Annotated in this window: 21 protein-coding genes and 1 tRNA gene; 15 read left to right on the forward strand and 7 right to left on the reverse strand. The window is 71.5% G+C overall.

What is annotated here, in order from left to right; all coding sequences use genetic code 11:
* Positions 1 to 373 precede the first annotated feature (373 nt).
* The 3 genes from M4J07_RS31440 to M4J07_RS31450 form a co-directional block, all read right to left on the reverse strand.
* Positions 374 to 1,033, reverse strand: coding sequence for a response regulator transcription factor (locus tag M4J07_RS31440; RefSeq protein ID WP_308284791.1), 660 nt, complete (start codon positions 1,031 to 1,033; stop codon positions 374 to 376).
* A gap of 207 nt (positions 1,034 to 1,240) precedes the next feature.
* On the reverse strand, positions 1,241 to 2,662 hold the full coding sequence (locus M4J07_RS31445; protein WP_255977297.1) for a sensor histidine kinase: 1,422 nt from the start codon (positions 2,660 to 2,662) through the stop codon (positions 1,241 to 1,243).
* Between the two features lie 140 nt (positions 2,663 to 2,802).
* Positions 2,803 to 3,996 (reverse strand): sensor histidine kinase, encoded by a 1,194-nt coding sequence (locus M4J07_RS31450; RefSeq protein ID WP_255977299.1) that lies wholly within the window; start codon positions 3,994 to 3,996, stop codon positions 2,803 to 2,805.
* 206 nt (positions 3,997 to 4,202) lie between these two features.
* Here M4J07_RS31450 and M4J07_RS31455 point away from each other — a divergent pair, with 206 nt between their 5' ends.
* The 13 genes from M4J07_RS31455 (at position 4,203) to M4J07_RS31515 (ending at position 16,151) form a co-directional block, all read left to right on the forward strand.
* On the forward strand, positions 4,203 to 4,601 hold the full coding sequence (locus M4J07_RS31455; protein WP_255977301.1) for an NADH-quinone oxidoreductase subunit A: 399 nt from the start codon (positions 4,203 to 4,205) through the stop codon (positions 4,599 to 4,601).
* Positions 4,602 to 4,606: 5 nt separating this feature from the next.
* Positions 4,607 to 5,227: an NADH-quinone oxidoreductase subunit B gene (locus tag M4J07_RS31460; RefSeq protein ID WP_308284790.1), complete on the forward strand. Its 621-nt coding sequence runs from the start codon at positions 4,607 to 4,609 to the stop codon at positions 5,225 to 5,227.
* Complete coding sequence (locus M4J07_RS31465) at positions 5,224 to 6,396, forward strand: NADH-quinone oxidoreductase subunit C (RefSeq protein WP_255977303.1); 1,173 nt, start codon at positions 5,224 to 5,226, stop codon at positions 6,394 to 6,396. Before M4J07_RS31460 ends, M4J07_RS31465 begins: the two co-directional genes overlap by 4 nt.
* On the forward strand, positions 6,393 to 7,361 hold the full coding sequence (locus M4J07_RS31470; RefSeq protein ID WP_255977305.1) for a complex I subunit 1/NuoH family protein: 969 nt from the start codon (positions 6,393 to 6,395) through the stop codon (positions 7,359 to 7,361). Before M4J07_RS31465 ends, M4J07_RS31470 begins: the two co-directional genes overlap by 4 nt.
* Positions 7,361 to 7,996 carry a NuoI/complex I 23 kDa subunit family protein gene (locus tag M4J07_RS31475; protein WP_255977307.1) on the forward strand — a complete coding sequence of 212 codons (636 nt, stop codon included), beginning with the start codon at positions 7,361 to 7,363 and terminating at the stop codon, positions 7,994 to 7,996. The genes M4J07_RS31470 and M4J07_RS31475 overlap by 1 nt, the downstream gene beginning before the upstream one ends.
* Positions 7,993 to 8,652 (forward strand): NADH-quinone oxidoreductase subunit J family protein, encoded by a 660-nt coding sequence (locus tag M4J07_RS31480; protein WP_255977309.1) that lies wholly within the window; start codon positions 7,993 to 7,995, stop codon positions 8,650 to 8,652. Before M4J07_RS31475 ends, M4J07_RS31480 begins: the two co-directional genes overlap by 4 nt.
* Positions 8,652 to 9,056: an NADH-quinone oxidoreductase subunit NuoK gene (nuoK, locus tag M4J07_RS31485; protein WP_255977310.1), complete on the forward strand. Its 405-nt coding sequence runs from the start codon at positions 8,652 to 8,654 to the stop codon at positions 9,054 to 9,056. The genes M4J07_RS31480 and nuoK overlap by 1 nt, the downstream gene beginning before the upstream one ends.
* Positions 9,053 to 11,083: an NADH-quinone oxidoreductase subunit 5 family protein gene (locus M4J07_RS31490; RefSeq protein ID WP_255977312.1), complete on the forward strand. Its 2,031-nt coding sequence runs from the start codon at positions 9,053 to 9,055 to the stop codon at positions 11,081 to 11,083. Before nuoK ends, M4J07_RS31490 begins: the two co-directional genes overlap by 4 nt.
* 6 nt (positions 11,084 to 11,089) lie before the next feature.
* Positions 11,090 to 12,673, forward strand: coding sequence for a complex I subunit 4 family protein (locus M4J07_RS31495; RefSeq protein WP_255977314.1), 1,584 nt, complete (start codon positions 11,090 to 11,092; stop codon positions 12,671 to 12,673).
* Positions 12,670 to 14,205 carry an NADH-quinone oxidoreductase subunit N gene (locus M4J07_RS31500; RefSeq protein ID WP_255977316.1) on the forward strand — a complete coding sequence of 512 codons (1,536 nt, stop codon included), beginning with the start codon at positions 12,670 to 12,672 and terminating at the stop codon, positions 14,203 to 14,205. The genes M4J07_RS31495 and M4J07_RS31500 overlap by 4 nt, the downstream gene beginning before the upstream one ends.
* 51 nt (positions 14,206 to 14,256) lie before the next feature.
* Positions 14,257 to 14,715, forward strand: coding sequence for an MscL family protein (locus tag M4J07_RS31505; RefSeq protein WP_255977317.1), 459 nt, complete (start codon positions 14,257 to 14,259; stop codon positions 14,713 to 14,715).
* Between the two features lie 183 nt (positions 14,716 to 14,898).
* Positions 14,899 to 15,762 carry a zinc metalloprotease HtpX gene (gene htpX / locus M4J07_RS31510; protein ID WP_255977319.1) on the forward strand — a complete coding sequence of 288 codons (864 nt, stop codon included), beginning with the start codon at positions 14,899 to 14,901 and terminating at the stop codon, positions 15,760 to 15,762.
* Positions 15,759 to 16,151, forward strand: coding sequence for a YccF domain-containing protein (locus M4J07_RS31515; RefSeq protein ID WP_255977320.1), 393 nt, complete (start codon positions 15,759 to 15,761; stop codon positions 16,149 to 16,151). The genes htpX and M4J07_RS31515 overlap by 4 nt, the downstream gene beginning before the upstream one ends.
* 44 nt (positions 16,152 to 16,195) lie before the next feature.
* Here M4J07_RS31515 and M4J07_RS31520 read toward each other — a convergent pair whose 3' ends face one another.
* Complete coding sequence (locus M4J07_RS31520) at positions 16,196 to 17,443, reverse strand: APC family permease (RefSeq protein ID WP_255977322.1); 1,248 nt, start codon at positions 17,441 to 17,443, stop codon at positions 16,196 to 16,198.
* A gap of 133 nt (positions 17,444 to 17,576) precedes the next feature.
* Here M4J07_RS31520 and M4J07_RS31525 point away from each other — a divergent pair, with 133 nt between their 5' ends.
* The gene (locus M4J07_RS31525) at positions 17,577 to 17,849 is read left to right on the forward strand and encodes a GlsB/YeaQ/YmgE family stress response membrane protein (protein WP_255977323.1); all 273 of its coding nucleotides are present in this window, start codon (positions 17,577 to 17,579) and stop codon (positions 17,847 to 17,849) included.
* A gap of 134 nt (positions 17,850 to 17,983) precedes the next feature.
* On the opposite strand, the gene M4J07_RS31530 is transcribed toward M4J07_RS31525, so the two are convergent.
* Entirely contained in the window at positions 17,984 to 18,472 is a 489-nt protein-coding gene (locus tag M4J07_RS31530; RefSeq protein ID WP_255977325.1) for a YajQ family cyclic di-GMP-binding protein, read from the reverse strand.
* Between the two features lie 235 nt (positions 18,473 to 18,707).
* On the opposite strand from M4J07_RS31530, the gene M4J07_RS31535 reads away from it, so the two are divergent.
* A tRNA-Tyr gene (locus M4J07_RS31535) sits at positions 18,708 to 18,789 on the forward strand.
* 181 nt (positions 18,790 to 18,970) lie between these two features.
* Here M4J07_RS31535 and M4J07_RS31540 read toward each other — a convergent pair.
* Both M4J07_RS31540 and M4J07_RS31545 read right to left on the reverse strand, forming a co-directional pair.
* A complete protein-coding gene (locus M4J07_RS31540) occupies positions 18,971 to 19,837 on the reverse strand; it encodes a tetratricopeptide repeat protein (protein ID WP_255977326.1) in 867 nt (288 codons plus the stop codon).
* 108 nt (positions 19,838 to 19,945) lie between these two features.
* Positions 19,946 to 20,770, reverse strand: a complete 825-nt coding sequence (locus tag M4J07_RS31545) for a nucleotidyltransferase domain-containing protein (RefSeq protein ID WP_255977328.1) — start codon at positions 20,768 to 20,770, stop codon at positions 19,946 to 19,948.
* Positions 20,771 to 21,113 lie beyond the last annotated feature (343 nt).

Raw genomic sequence — 21,113 nt, forward strand, 5'->3', positions numbered from 1 at the left:
GCGCCGTACGTCCTTGTTCGCTTCACCCGCGGATGTGCGCTGCTCTCCCACAACGATCCCGTCGGCCTCGTCGGCCTGCTCGGCTGGGCTACTGACCTGGCTGGTCACTGAACTGGACCTCCCTCGGGGCGGCTGTTCGGGCAGGCTCGTCCCACCGGCCTTCCCAAGGCCCACCCTACGTCTGTAAGGGTCCCCTTCCTCCGAGCATTCGCATGATGGACGCCGAAATGAGACGGCTTGTCGCCCTGGTTTGTCATGGTTCGCTCGATCCCCCCGACCCTTCCTTGAGACGCGCTCCAGTCATCCTTTGGTTCTAGGTCCAGATCGGCGCCCCGACGTGCCCGATGCAGATATCTGACAGAGTGTCAGGTACTCAGGAGTTCAGGTAGGTCAGGACGGCCAGAACGCGACGGTGATCCCCGTCACTGGGCGACAGGCCCAGCTTCAGGAAGATGTTGCTCACGTGCTTCTCGACCGCACCGTCGCTCACCACGAGCTGCCGGGCGATCGCCGAGTTCGTGCGCCCCTCCGCCATCAGGCCGAGAACCTCGCGCTCGCGGGGCGTGAGATTCGCGAGCACGTCCTGCTTGCGGCTGCGCCCGAGCAACTGCGCGACCACCTCCGGGTCGAGCGCCGTACCGCCTTCCGCGACGCGTACCACCGCGTCCACGAACTCACGCACCTCGGCGACCCGGTCCTTGAGGAGGTAGCCGACGCCGTGGCTCGAACCGGCCAGCAGTTCGGTGGCGTACTGCTCCTCCACGTACTGCGAAAGGACCAGGACCCCGAGCCCGGGGAACTTCCCCCGCAAGTGGACCGCCGCGCGCACCCCCTCGTCCGTGTGGGTGGGCGGCATCCGTACGTCCGCCACGACGACGTCCGGGAGCTGGTCCTGCGCCCCCAGGTCGACGATGGTCTTGACCAGCGCGTCCCCGTCGCCGACACCGGCGACGACCTCGAGCCCGCGGTCGGTCAGCAGCCGGGTCAGCCCCTCCCTGAGCAGCACTGAATCCTCGGCGATGACCACCCGCACCCTGTCCTCCACGTTTCTCGTCCCCCCAGCGCCCCCGTGAACCTGTTCACCGGGGCTGTTTCTGACAGGTCCAGCATTCCAGCATCCGCACGCCCGTGCCCCTAAGCGGCGGAAATAGGGGGCGCATGCAGACAGCGCAGCGGTCGGGCGGCACCGAAACGGTGCCGCCCGACCACTGCGCTCACTTCCGTCGCGTACGTCTTCCTGTCATGCCCGGCGCCACGGCAGCTCCGCCGTCACCCGGGTCGGCCCGGCCGGCGGCGAGTCGACGAGGAGGATGCCGTCGACCGCGTCGAGCCGCTCGGCCAGACCGGCCAGGCCCGAACCGCCGTCGGCGCTCGCCCCGCCCACCCCGTTGTCGTGGACCTGGAGCATCAGCCGGTCCCGGGTGCGCCACACGTCGACGGTCGCCCGGGTCGCCCGGCTGTGCTTGCTGACGTTCTGCAGCAGCTCCGACACGGTGAAGTAGGCGATGCCCTCGATGGCGGGGGCGGGCCGCTCCGTCAGGACCGAGCTGTCCACCTCCACCGTCACCGGCACCGTGCAGCGCGAGGCCACCGAGGACAGGGCCGCGTCCAGGCCGCGGTCGGTGAGGACCGCCGGGTGGATGCCGCGGGCCAGGTCGCGCAGCTCCTGCAGCGCCGTCTTCACCTCGCCGTGCGCCTCGCCCACCATGCGCGCCGCTTCCGCCGGGTCCTCGGTCAGCTTCTCCTTGGCGAGGCCCAGGTCCATGGCCAGGTTGACCAGGCGGGCCTGCGCGCCGTCGTGCAGATCGCGCTCGATGCGGCGCAGGTCGGCGGCCGCCGTGTCGACCACGACACCCCGGTCCGACTCCAGCTCCACCACGCGGGAGGCGAGCCGCGACGGGCCGAGCAGACCCGCGACCATCAGCCGGTCCACGGTGGTGAGCGCCCGGACCACCCACGGCGTCGCGAGCACGAAGAGCAGACCGACCAGCGAGGTCAGACCGATCTCGAAGGGGTTGTTCAGGTACACCGAGTGCTGGTCGTCCCCGTAGAGCTGGAGGCCGGCCTGACCGGCGTACATCGGGAACACCCACTGCCACAGCGGGTAGGTGAACAGCGTCCAGCCCGTCGTCCAGAACGCCACCGCCACGGAGAACGCGAACGTCGCCCACGGGAAGTGCAGCACCCCGTACAGCAGGTGCCGCCAGGAGACACCGCTCTTGAGCATCGCGCCCATCCACGCGAACGGCCCGCCGCCCCGCGGCCGCAGCGGCTCGGGGGTGCCGACCTCCAGGCCGAGCAGACCGCGCGCCCGCACCCGCTCCAGGGCCCCGAACCCGCGCGCCCCGGCCAGCGCCGCCGCCAGCACCGGCACGCCGATGAACGTGACGAGCAGGCCCGCGCCCAGCGACACCATCGTCACCGTCCACACGAAGAAGACGATGCTGAGGGGGAAGCTCAGCAGCACGTACCCGAGCTCGCGCCAGGCCCGCCCCTCGATCGGCGCCCGCAGTCCGGCCGGCAGCCGGCCGAGGCCGCGCCGGGGGCGGGGCGCGCCGCCCGGGTGGCCGATGTCGCCGATGTCGCCGATGTCGTCGTACGAGTACTCACCGCGGCGCTCACTGCGGTGTTCACTGCGGTATCCGTACTGGTGCGTGGCCATCGGTGTCGTCCGTTTCTGCTCGGGTCTCTGCTCGGGTCCGCTGCTCTGGTTCCAGGGTCCTCGCCGACGCGGGGCCCGGCCATGCGGCGGGTCGGCGTCTTCGACCGGGGGTTTTCCCTACCCCCGTGGGCCCGCCGGGCCTACTGCTGGTGCCGGTCGCGCCACGGCAGTTCGGCCGTGACCGTCGTTCCGGTGCCCTCCGGCGAGTCCACGACGAACAGGCCGTCGACCGCGCCGAGCCGCTCCGCGAGTCCGGCCATGCCGGTGCCCTTGTCGAGGCTCGCCCCGCCCCGTCCGTCGTCCCGCACCTGGATGAGCAGCCGGTCGTCCGACCGCCACACGTCGACCGACGCGGAGCGGGCACCGCTGTGCTTGCTGACGTTCTGCAGTAGCTCGGAGACGGTGAAGTAGGCGATGCCCTCGATCGCCTCCGCGGGCCTGGCCGGCAGGTCCGCCGTCACCTTCACCGGCACCGTGCAGCGCGAGGCCACCGAGGACAGGGCCGCGTCCAGGCCGCGGTCGGTGAGGACCGCCGGGTGGATGCCGCGGGCCAGGTCGCGCAGCTCCTGCAGCGCGAGCTTCACCTCGCCGTGCGCCTCGTCGACCATCGCGGCCACGTGCTCGTCGGCCTGCCCCTCCAGGAGCTTCTCCTTGGCGAGACCGAGCCCCATGGCCAGGTTGACCAGGCGGGCCTGCGCGCCGTCGTGCAGGTCCCGCTCGATGCGGCGCAGGTCGGCGGCCGCCGTGTCGACCACGACTCCCCGGTCCGACTCCAGCTCGGCGATCCGCTGCTCCAACTCGTCGGACGGCGACAGGAGTCCGCGGACCATCGCCCGGTCCGCGTTGGTCAGCCCGCGCGCCACGAACGGCAGCACGGGCCACAGCACGAAGAGCCCGGTCAGCGTCACCGCGAACGTGATGATGCCCCACGGCAGCCGGATCACCTCGTACAGCACCGCGCGCCAGCCCACCGGGTCCTTCAGGCCGGTCCACAGCCATCCGAAGAAGCCGCCGGCCCGCCGCACCGGCAGCGGACTCGGCTCCTCCACGTGCACCCCGAGCAGCTTGCGGGCCCTGGCCCGCTCCGCCCTGCCGAGCATCCGTGCGCCGCGCAGTCCCGCGGCGATCAGCGGCAGGCCGATCACCGTGACCGTCAGCCCGACGCCGAGTGCCAGCATCGTCACCGCGTACACGAAGCCGACCAGGGCCAGCGGGAAGCTGCTCAGGAGATACGCGATCTCCTTCCAGGTGTGTCTGTCGTAGGCGAAACGCGGCGACGGCAGCACCGGGCGGTCATCGCCCGGAGCGTCGGCGGCGTGCAGTGGGTCCGTCATAAGCGAAAGGGTGCCCTGCGCGCGCGGGGCGGCGCCATGAGGCGGGCTGCCGGGGACGAACGGGGGATAACCCCACCTCGCCGGTGCACCCCTTCGCACCGGGCTGCTTACCGTCCCTTTAACAGGCCCTAGACTCCCGTGCGTACAGATCGTCGAACACAACGCATCACTACGAACACCCAACGAACACACGAGGGGCGACAGACGTGACGGGACCGACCGTGACCGTCATCGCGGCGGACTACTTCCACTCGTACTCGGTGGTCGGGCTGCTCGCCGTCGTCGGTGTGCTGTTCGTCGCCGTGGCCTTCGGCGCGGGCCGCCTGCTGCGGCCGGTGGTGCCCACCCCGGAGAAACTCCTCACGTACGAGTGCGGTGTCGACCCCGTCGGCGAGGGCTGGGCGCACACCCAGGTCCGCTACTACGTGTACGCGTTCCTCTACGTGATCTTCGCGGTCGACTCGATCTTCCTCTTCCCCTGGGCCACGGTCTTCGCCGCGCCGGGATACGGCGCGACGACCCTGGTCGAGATGTTCATCTTCCTCGGCTTCCTCGCCGTGGGCCTGCTGTACGCATACAAGAAGGGCGTCCTTACGTGGACGTGAGTGACGTGAGTGACGTAAGCGACGTGACCCCCTCGGAGCCGGTCTTCCTGCCCGAGCCGAAGAAGCTGGGCGTGCTCTCGCGGCTCGCCCCCGAGCCGATGAAGGTGGTCCTCAACTGGGGCCGCCGCTACAGCCTGTGGGTCTTCAACTTCGGACTCGCCTGCTGCGCCATCGAGTTCATCGCGGCGTCGATGGCCCGCCACGACTTCATCCGGCTCGGCGTCATCCCGTTCGCCCCGGGCCCGCGCCAGGCGGACCTGATGATCGTCTCGGGGACCGTGACGGACAAGATGGCGCCGGCCGTGAAGCGGCTGTACGAGCAGATGCCCGAGCCGAAGTACGTCATCTCGTTCGGCGCCTGCTCCAACTGCGGCGGCCCGTACTGGGACTCCTACTCGGTGACCAAGGGCGTCGACCAGATCATCCCGGTCGACGTCTACGTGCCCGGCTGCCCGCCCCGTCCGGAAGCGCTGCTCCAGGGCATCCTCAAGCTCCAGGAGAAGATCGCCCGGGAGTCGCTCGGCGAGCGGTACGCGTCCGCCGACGCGGCGGCGGGACGGCCCTCGGCCGCCGCGCTGAGCAGCGGCCTGGTGCAGCCGCCCGCCCCTGCCGGGGGTGAGCGATGAGCTGGCTGCCGAACCCCGTCGAGGAACTGTTCGGCGCCGGGGCCACGGCCGAGGAGGCGTACGACCTGCTGACCGTCGACGTACCCGCCGCCGAGTGGACCTCCGCCCTGGAGACGGCCCGTACGACGCTGGGGTGCACCTACTTCGACTGGCTGAGCGCGGTCGACGAGCCGGAGGCGGGCTTCCGCGTCTGCGCCCACGTCGCGGCCGTCGCCCCCGGGTCCGTACGCCGGCTGCTGCTGCGCACGACCGTGCCGCACACGGCACCGGTGCTCGCCTCCGCGGTCGGCGTGTACGCGGGCGCGGCCTGGCACGAGCGCGAGACGCACGAGATGTTCGGCGTGGACTTCACCGACCACCCGGGCCTCGACCCGCTGCTCCTCCCCGAGGGCTTCGAGGGCCATCCGCTGCGCAAGGACTTCGTGCTCGCGGCTCGCGTCGCCAAGGCATGGCCGGGCGCCAAGGAGCCGGGGGAGTCCGAGCACGGTGGGCCCAAGCGGCGTCAGATGCTGCCGCCCGGGGTGCCCGACCCGAACGAATGGGGTCCGCTGAAGGGCCAGTTGCCGCCTGCTCCGGCGCGGCCCGCGCGCGGTGCGGGGCGTGCTGCGGGGGCCGGTGCGGCGGGTCGTACCGCGGGTGCCGGTGCCGGTGCGGGTGCCGGTGCGGGTGCCGAGGGGCGGGCCGTGGGGGAGCGGCCGGCGCGGCGCACGCGGTCGGCGAGCGACGGTTCGGCGAGCCAGAGCCAGAGCCAGAGCCAGAGCCCGGCTCCGGCCGCAGCCGAGGCCCAGGCGCCCGAGACCCCGGAGAGGGCTGCCCGTCCGGCGCGGCGCTCGCGGAGCGTGTCGGACGGCTCGGCCTCGCAGCGCACGACGCCCGCGACGTCTCCGCCCCCGGCGGCGGACCCGGCTGCGGCCCCGGAGCCCGCGCCCAAGCCCCGGACGAGCGACGCGCCCTGGCACCACGCCAAACCGGCCTTCGACGAGGAGACCCGCCCACCGGCGGCTCCCACGCCCGAGTCCGGGCCCGAGCCCGAGCCGGGCGCCGCGGCCGAATCCGAGCCTGCACCGACTCCCGCGGCCGAATCCGAGCCCGCACCCGCTTCCGCGCCCGCGCCTGAGCCGGACCCCGCACCCGAATCTGACGACACGACCGACGGAGGCTCGCAGTGAACGACGCTCTCGACGTCGCCCTGCGCCTCGTCGTCGTCTTCGTCGCCTTCCTGGTGCTGCCCCTGGTCGTCGGCCAGACCGAGCACAAGGTCATGGCCCACATGCAGGGCCGCCTCGGCCCGATGTACGCGGGCGGCTTCCACGGCTGGGCCCAACTCGTCGCCGACGGCGTCAAGTTCGCGCAGAAGGAGGACGTGGTCCCGGCCGACGCCGACCGCCGCGTCTTCCAGCTCGCACCCGCCGTCGCCCTGCTGCCGTACCTCCTCGTGCTCCTCGCGATCCCGGTCGGCCCCGGCGACGGCGCGGTCGGCGCGGTCGTCGACGCCGGCATCTTCTTCGTGCTCGCGGTGATGGGCGTCGGCGTGCTCGGCTCGCTGATGGCGGGCTGGGCGAGCGCCAACAAGTTCTCGCTGCTCGGCGGTCTGCGCACCGCCGCCCAGCTGCTGGCGTACGAACTCCCCATGCTGCTGGCCGCTGCCTCGGTCGCCATGGCGGCGGGCACGGTGTCGCTGCCCGGCATCGTCGACGCCTTCGAGTGGTGGTGGCTGCCCTGGCAGATCGTCGGCGCGCTCGTCTTCTTCGTGGCGGGTCTCGCGGAGCTGCAGCGCCCGCCGTTCGACATGCCGGTCGCCGACTCCGAGATCATCTTCGGTGCGTACACCGAGTACACGGGCCTGCGCTTCGCGCTCTTCCTGCTCGCCGAGTACGCGGGCATCGTCGTGCTGTGCGGCCTGACCACGGTCCTGTTCCTGGGCGGCTGGCACGGGCCCTGGGGCGCCGACGGCCTCGGCTGGGTCTGGACGCTCCTGAAGACGGCCGTGCTGGCCTTCGTCGTGATCTGGCTGCGCGTCTCGTACCCCCGGCTCCGCGAGGACCAGCTCCAGAAGTTCTCCTGGATCCTCCTCGTCCCGCTCGCCCTCGCGCAGATCGCGCTCACCGGCATCGTGAAGGTGGCGATCAACTGATGTCCGCGAAGTTCCCCGGGTCCGGCCTGGCCAAGGGCCTCGCCGTCACCCTCCGCACGATGACGAAGAAGACCGTCACCGCGCAGTACCCCGACGTCCAGCCCGAACTCCCGCCCCGCACGCGCGGCGTGATCGGCCTGTTCGAGGAGAACTGCACGGTCTGCATGCTGTGCGCCCGCGAGTGCCCCGACTGGTGCATCTACATCGACTCCCACAAGGAGACGGTGCCCCCGGCCGCCCCGGGCGGCCGCGAGCGCAGCCGCAACGTCCTCGACCGCTTCGCCATCGACTTCTCCCTCTGCATGTACTGCGGCATCTGCATCGAGGTGTGCCCCTTCGACGCACTGTTCTGGTCCCCGGAGTTCGAGTACGCCGAGACCGACGTCCGCGAACTCACTCACGAGCGCGACAAGCTCCGTGAGTGGATGTGGACGGTCCCGGCCCCGCCCGCCCTCGACCCGGCGGCCGAGGAACCCAAGGAACTGGCGGCGGCCCGCAAGGCGGCGGACAAGCTGGCGGCGGCGCAGGCGGCGCAGGCGGCGCAGGCGGCACCGACGGAAGCCCCGGCCGCCCCGGCAACCGCGCCCGAGCCCGGGTCCCGCCCCGGCGGCCCCGGAGAGGAGCCGACCGCATGACCCTCGCCGTCCCGACGGCATCGGCAGCCGTCACCACGGCCGCCGGGAGCCACGGGTTCCTCTCCCCGACGGGCGTCGAGATCGCCTTCCTGCTCGTCGGCATCGTCACCTTCGGCGCGGCGATCGTCACCGTCACCACGAAGCAACTGGTGCACGCCGCCCTGTGGCTGGTCGTCGCCCTCGGCGGCCTCGCCGTCGAGTACCTCCTGCTCACCGCCGAGTTCATCGCGTGGGTGCAGGTACTGATCTACGTGGGTTCCGTCGTGGTCCTCCTCCTCTTCGGACTGATGCTGACGCGGGCGCCCATCGGCCGCTCACCGGACGCGGACAGCCCCAACCGCTGGGCCGCCCTGGCCGTGGCCGTCGCCTCCGCCGCCGCCCTGGTCTGGGTCGTCGTCGACGCCTTCCGCACGACCTGGATCGACCTCGACCGCGCGGCCGACTCGGCCGGTGCCGGCGGGGGCAGCACGGCCGTGACCGGCTCGATCCTCTTCCGGCACTGGGTGCTGCCCTTCGAGGCGCTCTCGGTGCTGCTCCTCGCGGCCCTGGTCGGCGCGATCGTCCTGTCCCGCAAGAAGAACGCCGAGCCGTCGGCCCCGGCCGGTGTCAGTGCCGGTGCCGGTGCCGGTGCCGGAGCGCAGGAGGGCACCCGCTGATGCATCTCGCCTATCCCGCCGTCCTCGCCTCCCTCCTCTTCTGCACGGGCCTGTACGGAGTCCTGGCCCGCCGCAACGCGATCCTGGTCCTCATGTCGGTCGAGCTGATGCTCAACGCCGTCAATCTCAACCTCGTCGCCTTCGACGTCTGGCTGCGCGACGCCCTCCACTCCGGCCAGGCCCTGACCCTGTTCACCATCGCCATCGCCGCCGCCGAGATCGGCATCGGCCTGGCGATCGTGCTCGCCGTCTACCGCAACCGCGGCACGTCGGACATCGACAAGCTCCGCGACTCCGCCGAACCGCACGACCCGGACGACGACCCGCACGACCCGTCCGACGCCACCGCGACAGCCGCCACCCCGGCCACCGCGGCGGACGAGAAGGCCGAGGCCACCGCGTGACCACCACGACCCTCGCCGTACTCGTCCCCCTCCTGCCGTTCCTCGGCGCCGTCGCCGGCCTGCTGCTCGGCCGCACCGCACCCGGCTTCGTCCGCCCGCTGGCCGTGCTGCCGACCCTGGCCGCGCTCGTCCTGGCCGTGACCGTCGCCGTCCAGCAGGGCGGTGGCGGCGGCAACCGCACCGCTGCCCTCGACGCGCACACCGAGCTCACCCCGACCGGCTCCGTGCCGATCGAACTGGCCCTGCACATCGACGGCTTCGCCGCCCTCGTCGCGATCCTGGTCGGCCTCGTCGCGACCTGCGTCCAGCTCTACTCGACGGGCTATCTGCGCGACGACCCGCGCTACCCGTCGTACGCCGCACTCGTCTCGCTCTTCACCTCCGCGATGCTCCTGGTCGTCTACTCCGGCGACCTGATGGTGCTGCTGGTCGGCTGGGAAGTCATGGGCATCTGCTCGTACTTCCTCGTCGGCCACTACTGGGAGACCCCCGAGGCGCGGGCCGCGTCCCTCAAGGCGTTCCTGGTCACGAAGCTCGGTGACGTCCCCTTCCTGATCGGCCTGTTCGCGCTCGCCACGGACGCCGGCTCGTTCCGCATCACGACGATCCTGGGCAAGGTCGCGAGCGAGGGCGGCCTGGACCACCCGACCCTGATCGCGCTCCTGCTCCTCGCCGGTGTGGCGGGCAAGTCCGCGCAGTTCCCGCTGCACACCTGGCTGCCCGACGCGATGGCCGGCCCCACGCCCGTCTCCGCGCTGATCCACGCCGCGACGATGGTCGCCGCCGGTGTCTACTTCGTCGCTCGTCTCCTCCCGGTCTTCACCGCCTCGCAGGCGGCGCTGATCGTGCTCGCCGTCATGGCCGCCGTGACCATGGCCGGCTCGGCGCTCGCCGCGCTCGCCCAGGACGACATCAAGCGCGTCCTCGCGTACTCGACGATCGGCCAGCTCGGCTACATGACCGGTGCCCTCGCCGTCGGCGACCGCGGTGCCGCCGTGTTCCACCTCCTGTCCCACGGCGCCTTCAAGGCCGTGCTGTTCCTCGCGGCGGGCGTGATCATCCACGCCGCCGGCACCAATTCGCTCGCCGCGATGTCCCGCATGGACAACCTGCGGGCCCGCGTGCCCGACGCCTTCTGGACGATGACCGTGGCGCTGCTCGCGCTCGCCGCGATCCCGCCCTTCAGCGGCTTCTTCTCCAAAGAGGCCGTCCTCGGCGCCGCCGAGCACACCGCGACCGGTCACGAGGCCGGCGGCGTGGCGATCCCGGTCGCGTCCGGCTGGATCGTCCTCGTCGCGGGCCTGGTCACGGCCCTGCTCACCGCCGCCTACGCGACCCGCCTGTGGCTGCTCGCGTTCAACGGGCGGGGTGCGCAGGCACCCGACCACGGCAGGCAGCCGCTCGTGATGAACGTCGTCCTGTGGGTCCTGGCGATCCCCTCCCTCACCTTCGGTCTGGTCACGGTCGTGCTGCCCGACTGGTTCGACGGGCGCTCGCTCACCCCGACCCTCACCACCTCCGTCCTGGGCACGGGCTTCGCGCTCGTCGGCGGCCTGGTCACCTACGCGGCCTGGCGCCACACCACCGCGATGGCGGCCCGCGCCGCCGTCCCGATCGGCGCCGTCGCGATCGACAGCGAGCAGGGCGACGGCGGTCTGGTCGAGGCCGAGGCCATCGCGACGCACACCCCGGCCTATGGCGACATCGCGAGCGCCCCCGACCCGGCCGACCCCGGCCGGCTGCTGCTCGGCCCGCTGCACCGCCACGCGGCCGTCGGCTTCCACCTCGACGCCCTCTACGCGACGCTCTTCGTCCGCCCCGTCCGAGCCGCGGCCGCCCTGGTCGGCTTCCTGGACCGCGCGGTCGTCGAGACGTACGTGCGCGGAGCGGCCGAGGCCCCCAAGGCGCTCGGCTGGGCGGTCCGCCGCGCCCAGACCGGAAACGTGCAGACCTACCTCAGCGCACTGCTCGCAGGCACCGTCGTCCTGGTGGTCGCCGTCGTCCTCGTCGCCACCGCCGGAGCGTGAGCAGCCGTGATCGATATCAGCGAATCCGTGATGCAGTTCCTTCTCGCACTGATCGTCGTCGGCCCGCTCATCGGCGCCGTCCTCGCCCTTCTCCCGGCCCCGCCCGGGCTGAAGGGGAACTCCCCGGACCAGGCCGTGCTCCGCCACGGCGTGACCGTGACCGGCGTGATCCTCGTCGCCGCGATCGTCCTCGCGCTCGGCTTCGACCACGACCATCCGTCCACGATGCAGGCCACGACCGACATCAGCTGGATCCCGGCGCTCGACGTCCGTATCCACCTCGGCATCGACGGCATCTCCCTCCCCCTCCTGGTGCTCACCGCACTGCTCACGTTCCTGTGCGCGCTGTACTCCTACTTCAAGATGCCGAGCGGGCCGTCGCCGAAGGCCTTCGTCGCCCTGATCCTGGTCCTGGAATCGGGCACCCTCGCCACCTTCGCCGTCCTCGACCTCGTCCTGTTCTTCCTCGCGTTCGAGATGGTCCTCATCCCGATGTACTTCCTCATCGCCCGCTGGGGCGGTGCCGAACGGGCCGCGGCCGCCTGGAAGTTCATCCTCTTCACGCTGCTCGGCTCGGTCGTGATGCTGCTCGGGATCCTCCTTATCGGCGTTAAGTCGGGCACGTTCGACATGATGGCACTCGCCACTGACAACGGCCGGGGCCTGAGTACGTCCGTGCAGGTCATCGCCGTTCTGGCGATCGGGATCGGGCTCGCGGTGAAGACCCCGATGTGGCCGCTGCACAGCTGGCTGCCGGACGCCCACACCGCCGCCCCGACCGTCGGCTCGGTCCTCCTCGCCGGCGTGCTGCTGAAGATGGGCACGTACGGCTTCGTCCGGATCCTGCTGCCCGTCGCCCCCGACGGCTTCCGCACCTTCGCCCCGTACCTGGCCGCGTTCGCCGTCGTCGGGATCGTCTACGGATCACTGGCCTGCCTGAACCTGGCGAAGCAGGGCGCGAAGGGCGACCTCAAGCGGCTCATCGCCTACTCCTCCGTCGGGCACATGGGCTTCGTGCTCCTCGGCATCGCGACGATGACGCCGACCGGCGTGAACGGCGCGCTGTTCGCGAACATCGCCCACGGCCTCATCACCGGCCTCCTCTTCTTCCTGGTCGGCGCGCTCAAGGACCGCACCGGCACCAGCGACCTCGACACCCTCGCCGAGCAGGGCGGCATGGCCCTGTACGGCAAGGCCCCGCGCCTCGGCGGCCTGCTCGCGTTCGCCGCCGTCGCCTCGCTCGGGCTGCCCGGACTCGCCGGGTTCTGGGGCGAGATGCTCGCCCTGTTCGGCGCCTTCGACCCCGCGGACGACCTCAGCCGCCCGGCCTTCCTCGTGTTCATGTCGATCGCCGCGTTCGGCACCCTGCTCACCGCCGCGTACATGCTGATCGTGGTCCGCCGCGTCTGCATGGGCCCGCGCCCCCAGGCGGACCCGGGAACTCCCGTCCTCGCCGACGTGCAGGGGTACGAGTTCGCCGCCTGGACCCCGCTCGTCGCCCTCACCGTCCTCGCGGGCCTGTGGCCCGCAGCGCTGCTCGGCCTCACGAACCCGGCCGTGCAGAAGCTCCTCGCAGGAGGCATCCAGTGACCGCCGTCGCCGCGCCCTCCGTGGCCTCCCTCGTCCAGTCCGTCGACTGGGTCGCGATCGCGCCGCCCACGATCGCGGCGGTCGTCGCCCTCGGCGTCCTGGTCGCCGACCTGTTCGTGGGCGAGCACCGCAAGGCGGTCCTCGGCTGGATCTCCGTCGCGGGCCTGGCCGCCGCCGGACTCGCCCTGATCCCGCTGATCGGCGACGAACGCTCCACCTTCTGCCTCACGGGCACCTCGTACGACGCCTGCAGCTACACGGCGGACCGCTTCACGCTCGTCATCCAGTTCCTGGTCCTGGCGGGCGCGCTGCTCACGGCACTGCTCTCGATCAGCTCCCTGAAGGACGCCAAGAACGCGAACAAGCCGCTTCCCGAAGGGGAGTTCTGGTTCCTGCTCCTGTCGTCGGCCGCGGGCGCCGCGCTGCTGCCCGCCTCCCGCGACCTGGCCACGCTCGTCGTCGCCCTGGAGGTGGCCTCACTGCCCGCCTTCGCCCTCGTGGGCCTCAAGCGCGACGACAAGCGGTCGTCGGACGCGGCCCTGAAGTTCTTCCTGTCGTCGGTCACCGCGACCGCCGTCACCCTGCTCGGCGTGAGCTTCGTCTACGCGACCACCGGCAGCCTGCACCTCACCAGGATCGCCTCCCAGCTCACCCACGTGGACGGCCAGTTCCACACCCTCGCCCAGGCCGGCGTGGCGCTCACCCTCGTGGGCTTCGCCTTCAAGACGGCCGCCGTACCGTTCCACTTCTGGGTACCCGACACCTACGTAGGCGCACCGCTGCCGATCGCCGCCTACTTGTCGGTCATCGGCAAGGCGGTCGGCTTCTCCGGCATCATCCTCGTCACGGTCGTCGCCTTCCCGTCGTACGCCGACGTCTGGGGCCCGGCCCTCGCCGCACTCGCCGCCCTGACGATGACCGTCGGCAACGTCGCGGCGCTGCGCCAGCAGGCCACGCGCGCGTACAGCGCCGTCCGCCTGCTCGCCTGGTCCTCCGTCGGACAGGCCGGCTACCTCCTGGTGCCGATCGCCGCGGCCGCCTACTCCGACGACCCGCAGAAGTCGATCGGCTCCACGCTCGCGTACGCCCTCATGTACGCCGCCGTGAACCTCGGCGCCTTCGCCGTGGCCGCCCTCGTCGCCCGGACGAAGCCGCTCAACCGCCTCGTCGACTACCGCGGCCTGTACGCCTCGCGCCCGCTCGCCGCGCTCGTCCTGGGCTTCTTCCTGCTCTGCCTGGCGGGCCTGCCGCCGGGCATCATCGGCCTGTTCGCGAAGGTCACCGTCTTCTCCGCCGCCGTCGACGCCGGCCTTGGCTGGCTGGCCGTCGTCATGGCCGTGAACGTCGTGATCGCGCTCTACTACTACCTTCAGTGGACCGCGACCCTCTTCCGGGCCCCCGAGGGCGAGCCGGTGGCGTACCGCACCTCCGTGCCGCTCACCGCGGCCATCGCCGTGACGGCCGTCATCGGCGTGGCCCTGTCCGGCGCGCCGCAACTGGTCCTGCGTTTTGCCTCGACGGGCCTCTTCTAGGCACCCTCGTACGGCACCAGGAAACGCCCCACCTTCAAGGAGACAGACGCCGTGCTGAGCGGGTTCAAGGACTTCATACTCCGCGGGAACATCGTGACGATGGCCATCGGCCTCGCCGTCGGTTCCGCCTTCACCGCGGTGGTCACCGGTTTCAGTACGGCGTTCATCGCCCCGCTGATCGGCCTCGCGACCCGCTCGACCGGTGACTTCAGCAAGGCGCACTTCACGGTCGAGGGCACCGACTTCCCGTACGGCAAGTTCGTGAGCGCGGCCATCGCCTTCGTGATCACCGCGGCGGTGCTCTACTTCGTGGTCGTCGTCCCGATGATGAAGCTCCAGACGCGCATGGACCGCGGCAAGCCGGTCGACATCAAGGCCGCCCTGCGCGACTGCCCCCGCTGCTACAGCCAGATCCCCGGCATCGCCACGCGCTGCCCGAACTGCACCAGTGAGATCAAGGCCGACCCGGTCGCCCTGGAACTCGCGGGCATGGTGCCAGAGCAGCGCTGACCCGTACGGCCTACAGCGGCGCACCGCCCGCCGGGCGCGCACAAGGGAACTAGTCCTGCTCGTCTGGCGTTGACCAGTACGGGAGGGTCCACTGGACATGGAGGCGCGCACCGCCGCGCACCCCAGTGGAACAGCAAGACAGCAAGCAGTGGGTTCCCCTGCGCACCATCAGGAGGGCGTACCGTGCACCGCCGGCACAATGGGCTGAAGACCGCCGTACTCCTCGGGGGACTTTCCGCCCTCATCATCGTCATCGGCAGTTTCTTCGGCCGAATGGGGCTGGTCATCGGCCTCGTCATCGCGATCGGGACGAACGCGTACGCGTACTGGAACAGCGACAAGCTGGCCCTGCGCGCGATGCGCGCCCGCCCCGTCAGTGAGTTCGAGGCGCCCGCGCTCTACCGCATGGTGCGCGAGCTCTCCACGCAGGCCCGCCAGCCCATGCCGCGCCTGTACATCTCCCCGACGGAGGCGCCGAACGCGTTCGCGACGGGCCGCAACCCGCGCAATGCCGCCGTGTGCTGCACCGAGGGAATCCTGCGCATCCTGGACGAGCGCGAGCTGAGAGGCGTCATCGGGCACGAGCTCAGCCATGTCTACAACCGCGACATCCTGATCTCGTCGGTCGCCGGCGCCCTCGCCTCCGTGATCATGTTCCTGGTCAACTTCGCGTGGCTGATCCCGGTCGGCCGCTCGAACGACGACGACGGCCCCGGCCTCTTCGGGATGCTCCTGATCATGATCCTGGGCCCGCTCGCCGCCTCCCTCATCCAGCTCGCCATCAGCCGCTCCCGGGAGTACGAGGCGGACGCCTCCGGCGCCCAGCTGACCGGGGACCCGCTGGCCCTGGCCAGCGCCCTGCGCAAGCTCGACGCCGGAGTGAAGCAGCTGCCGCTGCCGCCCGAGCCGCGCATCGAGACGGCGAGCCACATGATGATCGCCAACCCCTTCCGTCCCGGTCAGGGAATGTCGAAGATGTTCTCCACGCACCCGCCGATGGCGGAGCGGATCGCCCGGCTCGAGCAGATGGCAGGTCGACAGCAGTGAAGACAATCCTGAACGTCATCTGGCTGGTCCTCAGCGGCTTCTGGCTGTTCCTCGGCTACCTGCTCGCGGGCCTGCTGCTGTGCATCACGATCATCGGCATCCCCTTCGGGATCGCCGCCTTCAGGATCGGCATCTACGCCCTGTGGCCCTTCGGGTACACGACGGTCGAGCGCAGGGACGCGGGCGCGCCGTCCTGCATCGGCAACGTGCTGTGGCTGATCCTCGCGGGCTGGTGGCTGGCCCTGGCGCACATCTTCACGGGCATCGCGCTGTGCGTGACGATCATCGGCATCCCGTTCGGCATCGCCAACTTCAAGTTGATCCCGGTGTCGCTGATGCCGCTCGGCCGCGACATCGTGCGCACGGACCAGTCGTTCGCGACGCGCTAGAAGGCCCTGTGCGGCAGGTGGCCCCTGCATGCCAGTAGGCAGGGCTACGCGACTCGCTTGCGTACCCCGTAGGCGAGCACCCCCACGGCGAGCACGCCGGCGCCCGCCACCACCGACGTCACCGGCAGCGCGCAGGCGAGCGCCACGCATCCCACGGCCCCGAGCGCGGGCAGTGCGCGCGCCCGCGGGGCCGGACTCAGCGTCCACGCCGAGGCGTTGGCGATCGCGTAGTAGACCAGCACGCCGAACGACGAGAACCCGATCGCGCCGCGCACATCCCCGACAGCGGCCATCACGGCCACCACCGCACCCACGGCGAGCTCCGCCCGCACGGGCACCCGGAAGCGGGGGTGCACGGCCGCCAGCGCGCCGGGCAGGTGCCCGTCCCGCGCCATCGCGAGCGTCGTCCGCGAGACGCCCAGGACCAGCGCGAGCAGCGACCCGAGCGCCGCCACCGCCGCCCCCGCCCGCACCACCGGCACCAGCCCCTCGACGCCCGCCGCCCGCACGGCGTCCGCCAGCGGAGCCGCGGCTGCCGCCAGCCCGTCCACCCCGAGCGCGGCGACGGCCGCCGCGGCCACGGCGGCGTACACGACCAGCGCGATCCCCAGCGCCACCGGGATCGCCCGCGGAATGGTCCGCGCCGGGTCGCGCACCTCCTCGCCGAGCGTCGCCACGCGCGCGTACCCGGCGAACGCGAAGAACAGCAGCCCCGCCCCGCTCAGCACGCCGCTCACGCCCTCGGAGAGCCCCGGTGCGAGCCGCCCGCCCTCCGCGTCTCCCGAGCCCGCACAGGCCACCACGACGGCCGCCAGCACCCCGAGCACGACGGCGACCGCCATCCGCGTCAGCCGCGCCGACCTCTCAACCCCCAGGCAGTTCACGGCAGTCAGCGCCACCACGGCCGCGACCGCCACCGCGTGCGCCTGCCCCGGCCACACGTACGTGCCCACGGTCAGCGCCATCGCCGCGCACGACGCCGTCTTGCCGACGACGAACGCCCAGCCCGCCAAGTACCCCCAGAACGGCCCCAGTCGCTCCCGCCCGTACACGTACGTGCCCCCGGACACGGGGTAGCGGGCGGCGAGCCGCGCCGACGCCATCGCATTGCAGTACGCCACCACGGCCGCCACCGCGAGCGCGAGGAACAGGCCCGAACCGGCCGCGCGCGCCGCGGGACCGAGCGCCGCGAAGACGCCGGCGCCGACCATCGAACCGAGGCCGATCACCACCGCGTCCCGTACGCCCAACGCCCTGCGCAGCGAAGCCCCAGAAGCTCCCGGCTGTGTCATGGCCCGCACCCTAGAAGGCTGTGAGAAAGCTGTCGCAACCAGGTCACGCCTACTTGTCGTCTTTCAGGGCAACAGTGGATCAAGGCAGCGCCACTGCACGGCAACGCCGCACAACAGAAGGGCAGTACACGGCATGGGCATCATCAGCTGGATCATCCTGGGCCTGCTCGCCGGTGCCGTCGCCAAGTTCCTGCTACCGGGGCGGGACCCGGGCGGCCTGATCGGCACCACCCTGATCGGCGTGGCGGGAGCCTTCATCGGCGGATGGATATCGGCGGAGTGGCTCGACCGGCCGATCTCCAAGGACTTCTACGACGGCGCCACCTGGGTCGCCTCGATCGGCGGCGCCCTGGTGCTCCTGATCGTCTACCGGATCTTCTTCGGCGACTCCCGAAGCCGCCGCTGAGGCGTGGCCTGACCAGGACCGGCAGCGAGACCGGTAACGAAACCGGCGACAAGGAGGGGCGGTACCCGGCCGGGTACCGCCCCTCCTTGTCGCCTTCCGTCCTTCCGTCTTCCGTGCGACGGGCAGGCGGAGACCTACCGGTAGTTCACGAACTGCAGCGCGAAGTCGAAGTCCTTGCCCTTGAGCAGCGCGATCACGGTCTGCAGGTCGTCGCGGCTCTTGGAGCTGACGCGCAGCTCCTCACCCTGCACCTGCGCCTTGATGCCCTTCGGGCCCTCGTCGCGGATGATCTTCGCCACCTTCTTGGCGTTGTCCTGGGAGATGCCCTCCTCGATGGAGGCGAAGATCTTGTACTCCTTGCCGGACAGCTGCGGCTCACCGGCCTCCAGCGACTTCAGCGAGATGCCGCGCTTGATCAGCTTGGACTGGAAGACGTCGAGGATGGCCTTGACCCGCTCCTCGGAGTTGGCCTCCATCAGGATCTTCTCGCCGGACCAGGAGATGGAGGCGCCGACGTTCTTGAAGTCGTAGCGCTGGGCGATTTCCTTGGCGGCCTGGTTGAGGGCGTTGTCGACCTCCTGCCGCTCGACCTTCGAGACGATGTCGAAACTGGAGTCGGCCATGTCCTGTGGCTCCTTGTATCGGGGTTGTATCGGTGATGGGCCGGGAACCCGATCGGGTGCACATCGGGTTCAGGCCGGGTGCGCACCGGGGCTCCGCACCATGGGCAAAGCCTAGCCACCGCCCGGGGCCCGGCCGTCGATCAATCGGGTGGCGAAGCACCCCTGTCCATCGGGTATTGTTTACGTCGTTGCCACCGAGCACCGCCCAGAGCGGGTCTCACGGCAGCAAACCCAAGGCGGTGTGCCCGAGCGGCCAAAGGGAGCAGACTGTAAATCTGCCGGCTCAGCCTTCCCAGGTTCGAATCCTGGCGCCGCCACACTTGGGGGAAGCCCCCTCCGGATTCCGGAGGGGGCTTCGTCGTGTCCGGAGGTCTGCCGGGGCGTGGCGCGGGGAGCCAGGGGCGTCCCCGCGCGGTCCGGTCGGTCCGGTCGGTCCGGTCAGGCCGGTCCGGTCGGTCCGGTCGGTCCGGTCAGGCCGGTCGGTTCCGGCCGGCCCGTTCAGTCCACAGGCCGCAGATCGCTCCAGGTGCGCCCGCCACCCGCGGCCCACGCGTCGAGCAGCCGTCCGGCCTCCTCCTGGGGCGCGGCGAGCCAGATCTCCTGGGAGCCGCCGTGGGCCGGCCTGCTGGCCTCGTCCCAGTCGACCGTGCCCTCGCTGCAGCAGGCGCAGAGCACGTGGAAGCTGCTGGCCGCCTCGGCGCCGAAGTCCTGGTCGAAGAACGACGAGACCAGGGCCTCCACGTCGGACGCCTCCGGCGCGTTGACGGTGACATGCAGCGTCGGCAGCGGGGAGGGCTCGAAGAGCAGCAGCTCGTCGAAGACCGCGACCCGCTGCCCTTCGAAGGTCCGCTCGCCCGTCGGCTCCCCGTCGTGCACGACGATCTCGCCGAACCGCCGGCCCTTGGACGCCGGCACGTTCATCACGCGCCCGCGCGTGGGACAGAGCCGCTGGATCCAGACGACCTCCCGCTCGCCGTCCGTGTGCAGCCGCACGCACGCCGGACCGAACGCGCCGTTGATCTCGCCCTCGCCCTCCGGCACGGGGATGCCGAAGCCCTCCCAGGCATCGCGCGCGGTGGCCCAGTCGCGCTGGATGGTGGCCGCGACCCCCAGGTTCCAGAACGCCGGGTCCTGCTCGCCGCGGGGCGCGCGGGCGGCGGCCTCCCGGCCCAGCTCGTGGGCCTTCGGCCAGTCGCGCAGGAACTTGTACGCCAGGGCGGCGTCGTACCACCAGTCCGCGCTGGGCTTCTCGTCCGGGTAGTGCGCGAGAACCTGCTCGTACAGCTGGGCGGAGCGCAGCCACTCCTCCGCGTCCCACGCCTCTCTGGCCTGCCCCAGCAGCCTCTTCGCCTCGGACTTCTCCACGTGCCCCGCCCCTCCGGTAGTCAGGCCAGGAGTGTCGCACGCGGACCGGACGGCACATCACCCCCCCTCAAACCCTCTGACCAGGAGTGATGCCGGTGGTTCGGGCGGTCAGCGGGCCTGTACGTAGCCTTCGCGCAGCGGGCCCCCGACCAGAGCGAGCACCTTCTTCACCGCAGCGGCCAGCGGTGCCGTCCCGGCCCGCTCCGCGACCGCCCGGTGGCCGGCGAGGAGGGCCTCGCCGCGTTCCGGGTCGGCGGCGAGGAGCCGGCGCGGCAGCCAGCGGCCGATGCCGGTCCAGGCGCCGTGGTGGGCGGTGAGCAGGTGCGCCGCCTCGCGGAGCACGAAGTCGGCCGTCGCGAGCTGCTCGTAGCGCTCGGTCGGCGGGGTGTCGAGGAGGTCGTCGAGGAAGCAGGTCAGGACGTAGCGGCTGCGCTCGCGCTCGGCCCCGGTCAGCGGGGCAGGACCGGCCGCGAGGAGGGCGCGGGCCCGGTCCCGTACCCGGGCCAGGTCGCCCTCGCGGTCGAGCAACGGGATGCCCTGGTCGTAGATGAAGAGGATCGTGCCGCGGCGCAGCAGCCGGTCGCGCTCGAAGAAGCCCGGGACGTCGGCGCGGGTGTGCAGGAACAGTTCCGCGGGACGGCCCTCGTGGCGGATCACCTCGCGCCGGCTGGTGCCCGTGTCGGGCAGCAGGACCGCCAGGTCCAGGTCGCTGGTCGCGCGCGCCGTGCCCCGGGAGGCGGAGCCGCCGAGGACGGCGCCCAGGGCGTCCGGGAAGCGCCCCTCGATCAGGCGGAGGGCCTGAGCGGCCAGCAGGGCGGAGGCGGAGGCTGCCGGGGTGGAAGTGGCCGGGACGGAGGCGGCGTCGGCCGGGGTGGCGGTGGCGTCGGCCGGGGTGGCGGTGGCGTCGGGCTGCGGCAAGGCTTGATCACTCATGCCGTACGGGTCTACTTGGGGGTCTGCGACCGCGTCCAGTGCTTTCCTGGCGCCCGTCACCCGTCACCCGTCACCCGTCACCCGTCACCCGTCACCCGTCGCCCGTGGGTGCTGGGGCCCGCACAGTCTTGTGTGACGCATGGGGCGCCCATAGGGTGAATCGCCTTATGGCATACGGGTGTTCGATCTCTGAGGGTCGGGATCGGCACTCCTTCGACAGTCCGAGGGTCCGAGGGGGCGGCATGGAGATCAAGAAGACCGTGATCCGTGAGGAAGAGCGCACCAACCGCAGGCCGGCCGTGATGGAGAAGCGGCCGACCCGCTGAGCGGCCACGGAGGGGGC

The sequence above is a fragment of the Streptomyces longispororuber genome, from assembly GCF_024448165.1.
Lineage (GTDB): Bacteria > Actinomycetota > Actinomycetes > Streptomycetales > Streptomycetaceae > Streptomyces > Streptomyces longispororuber_A.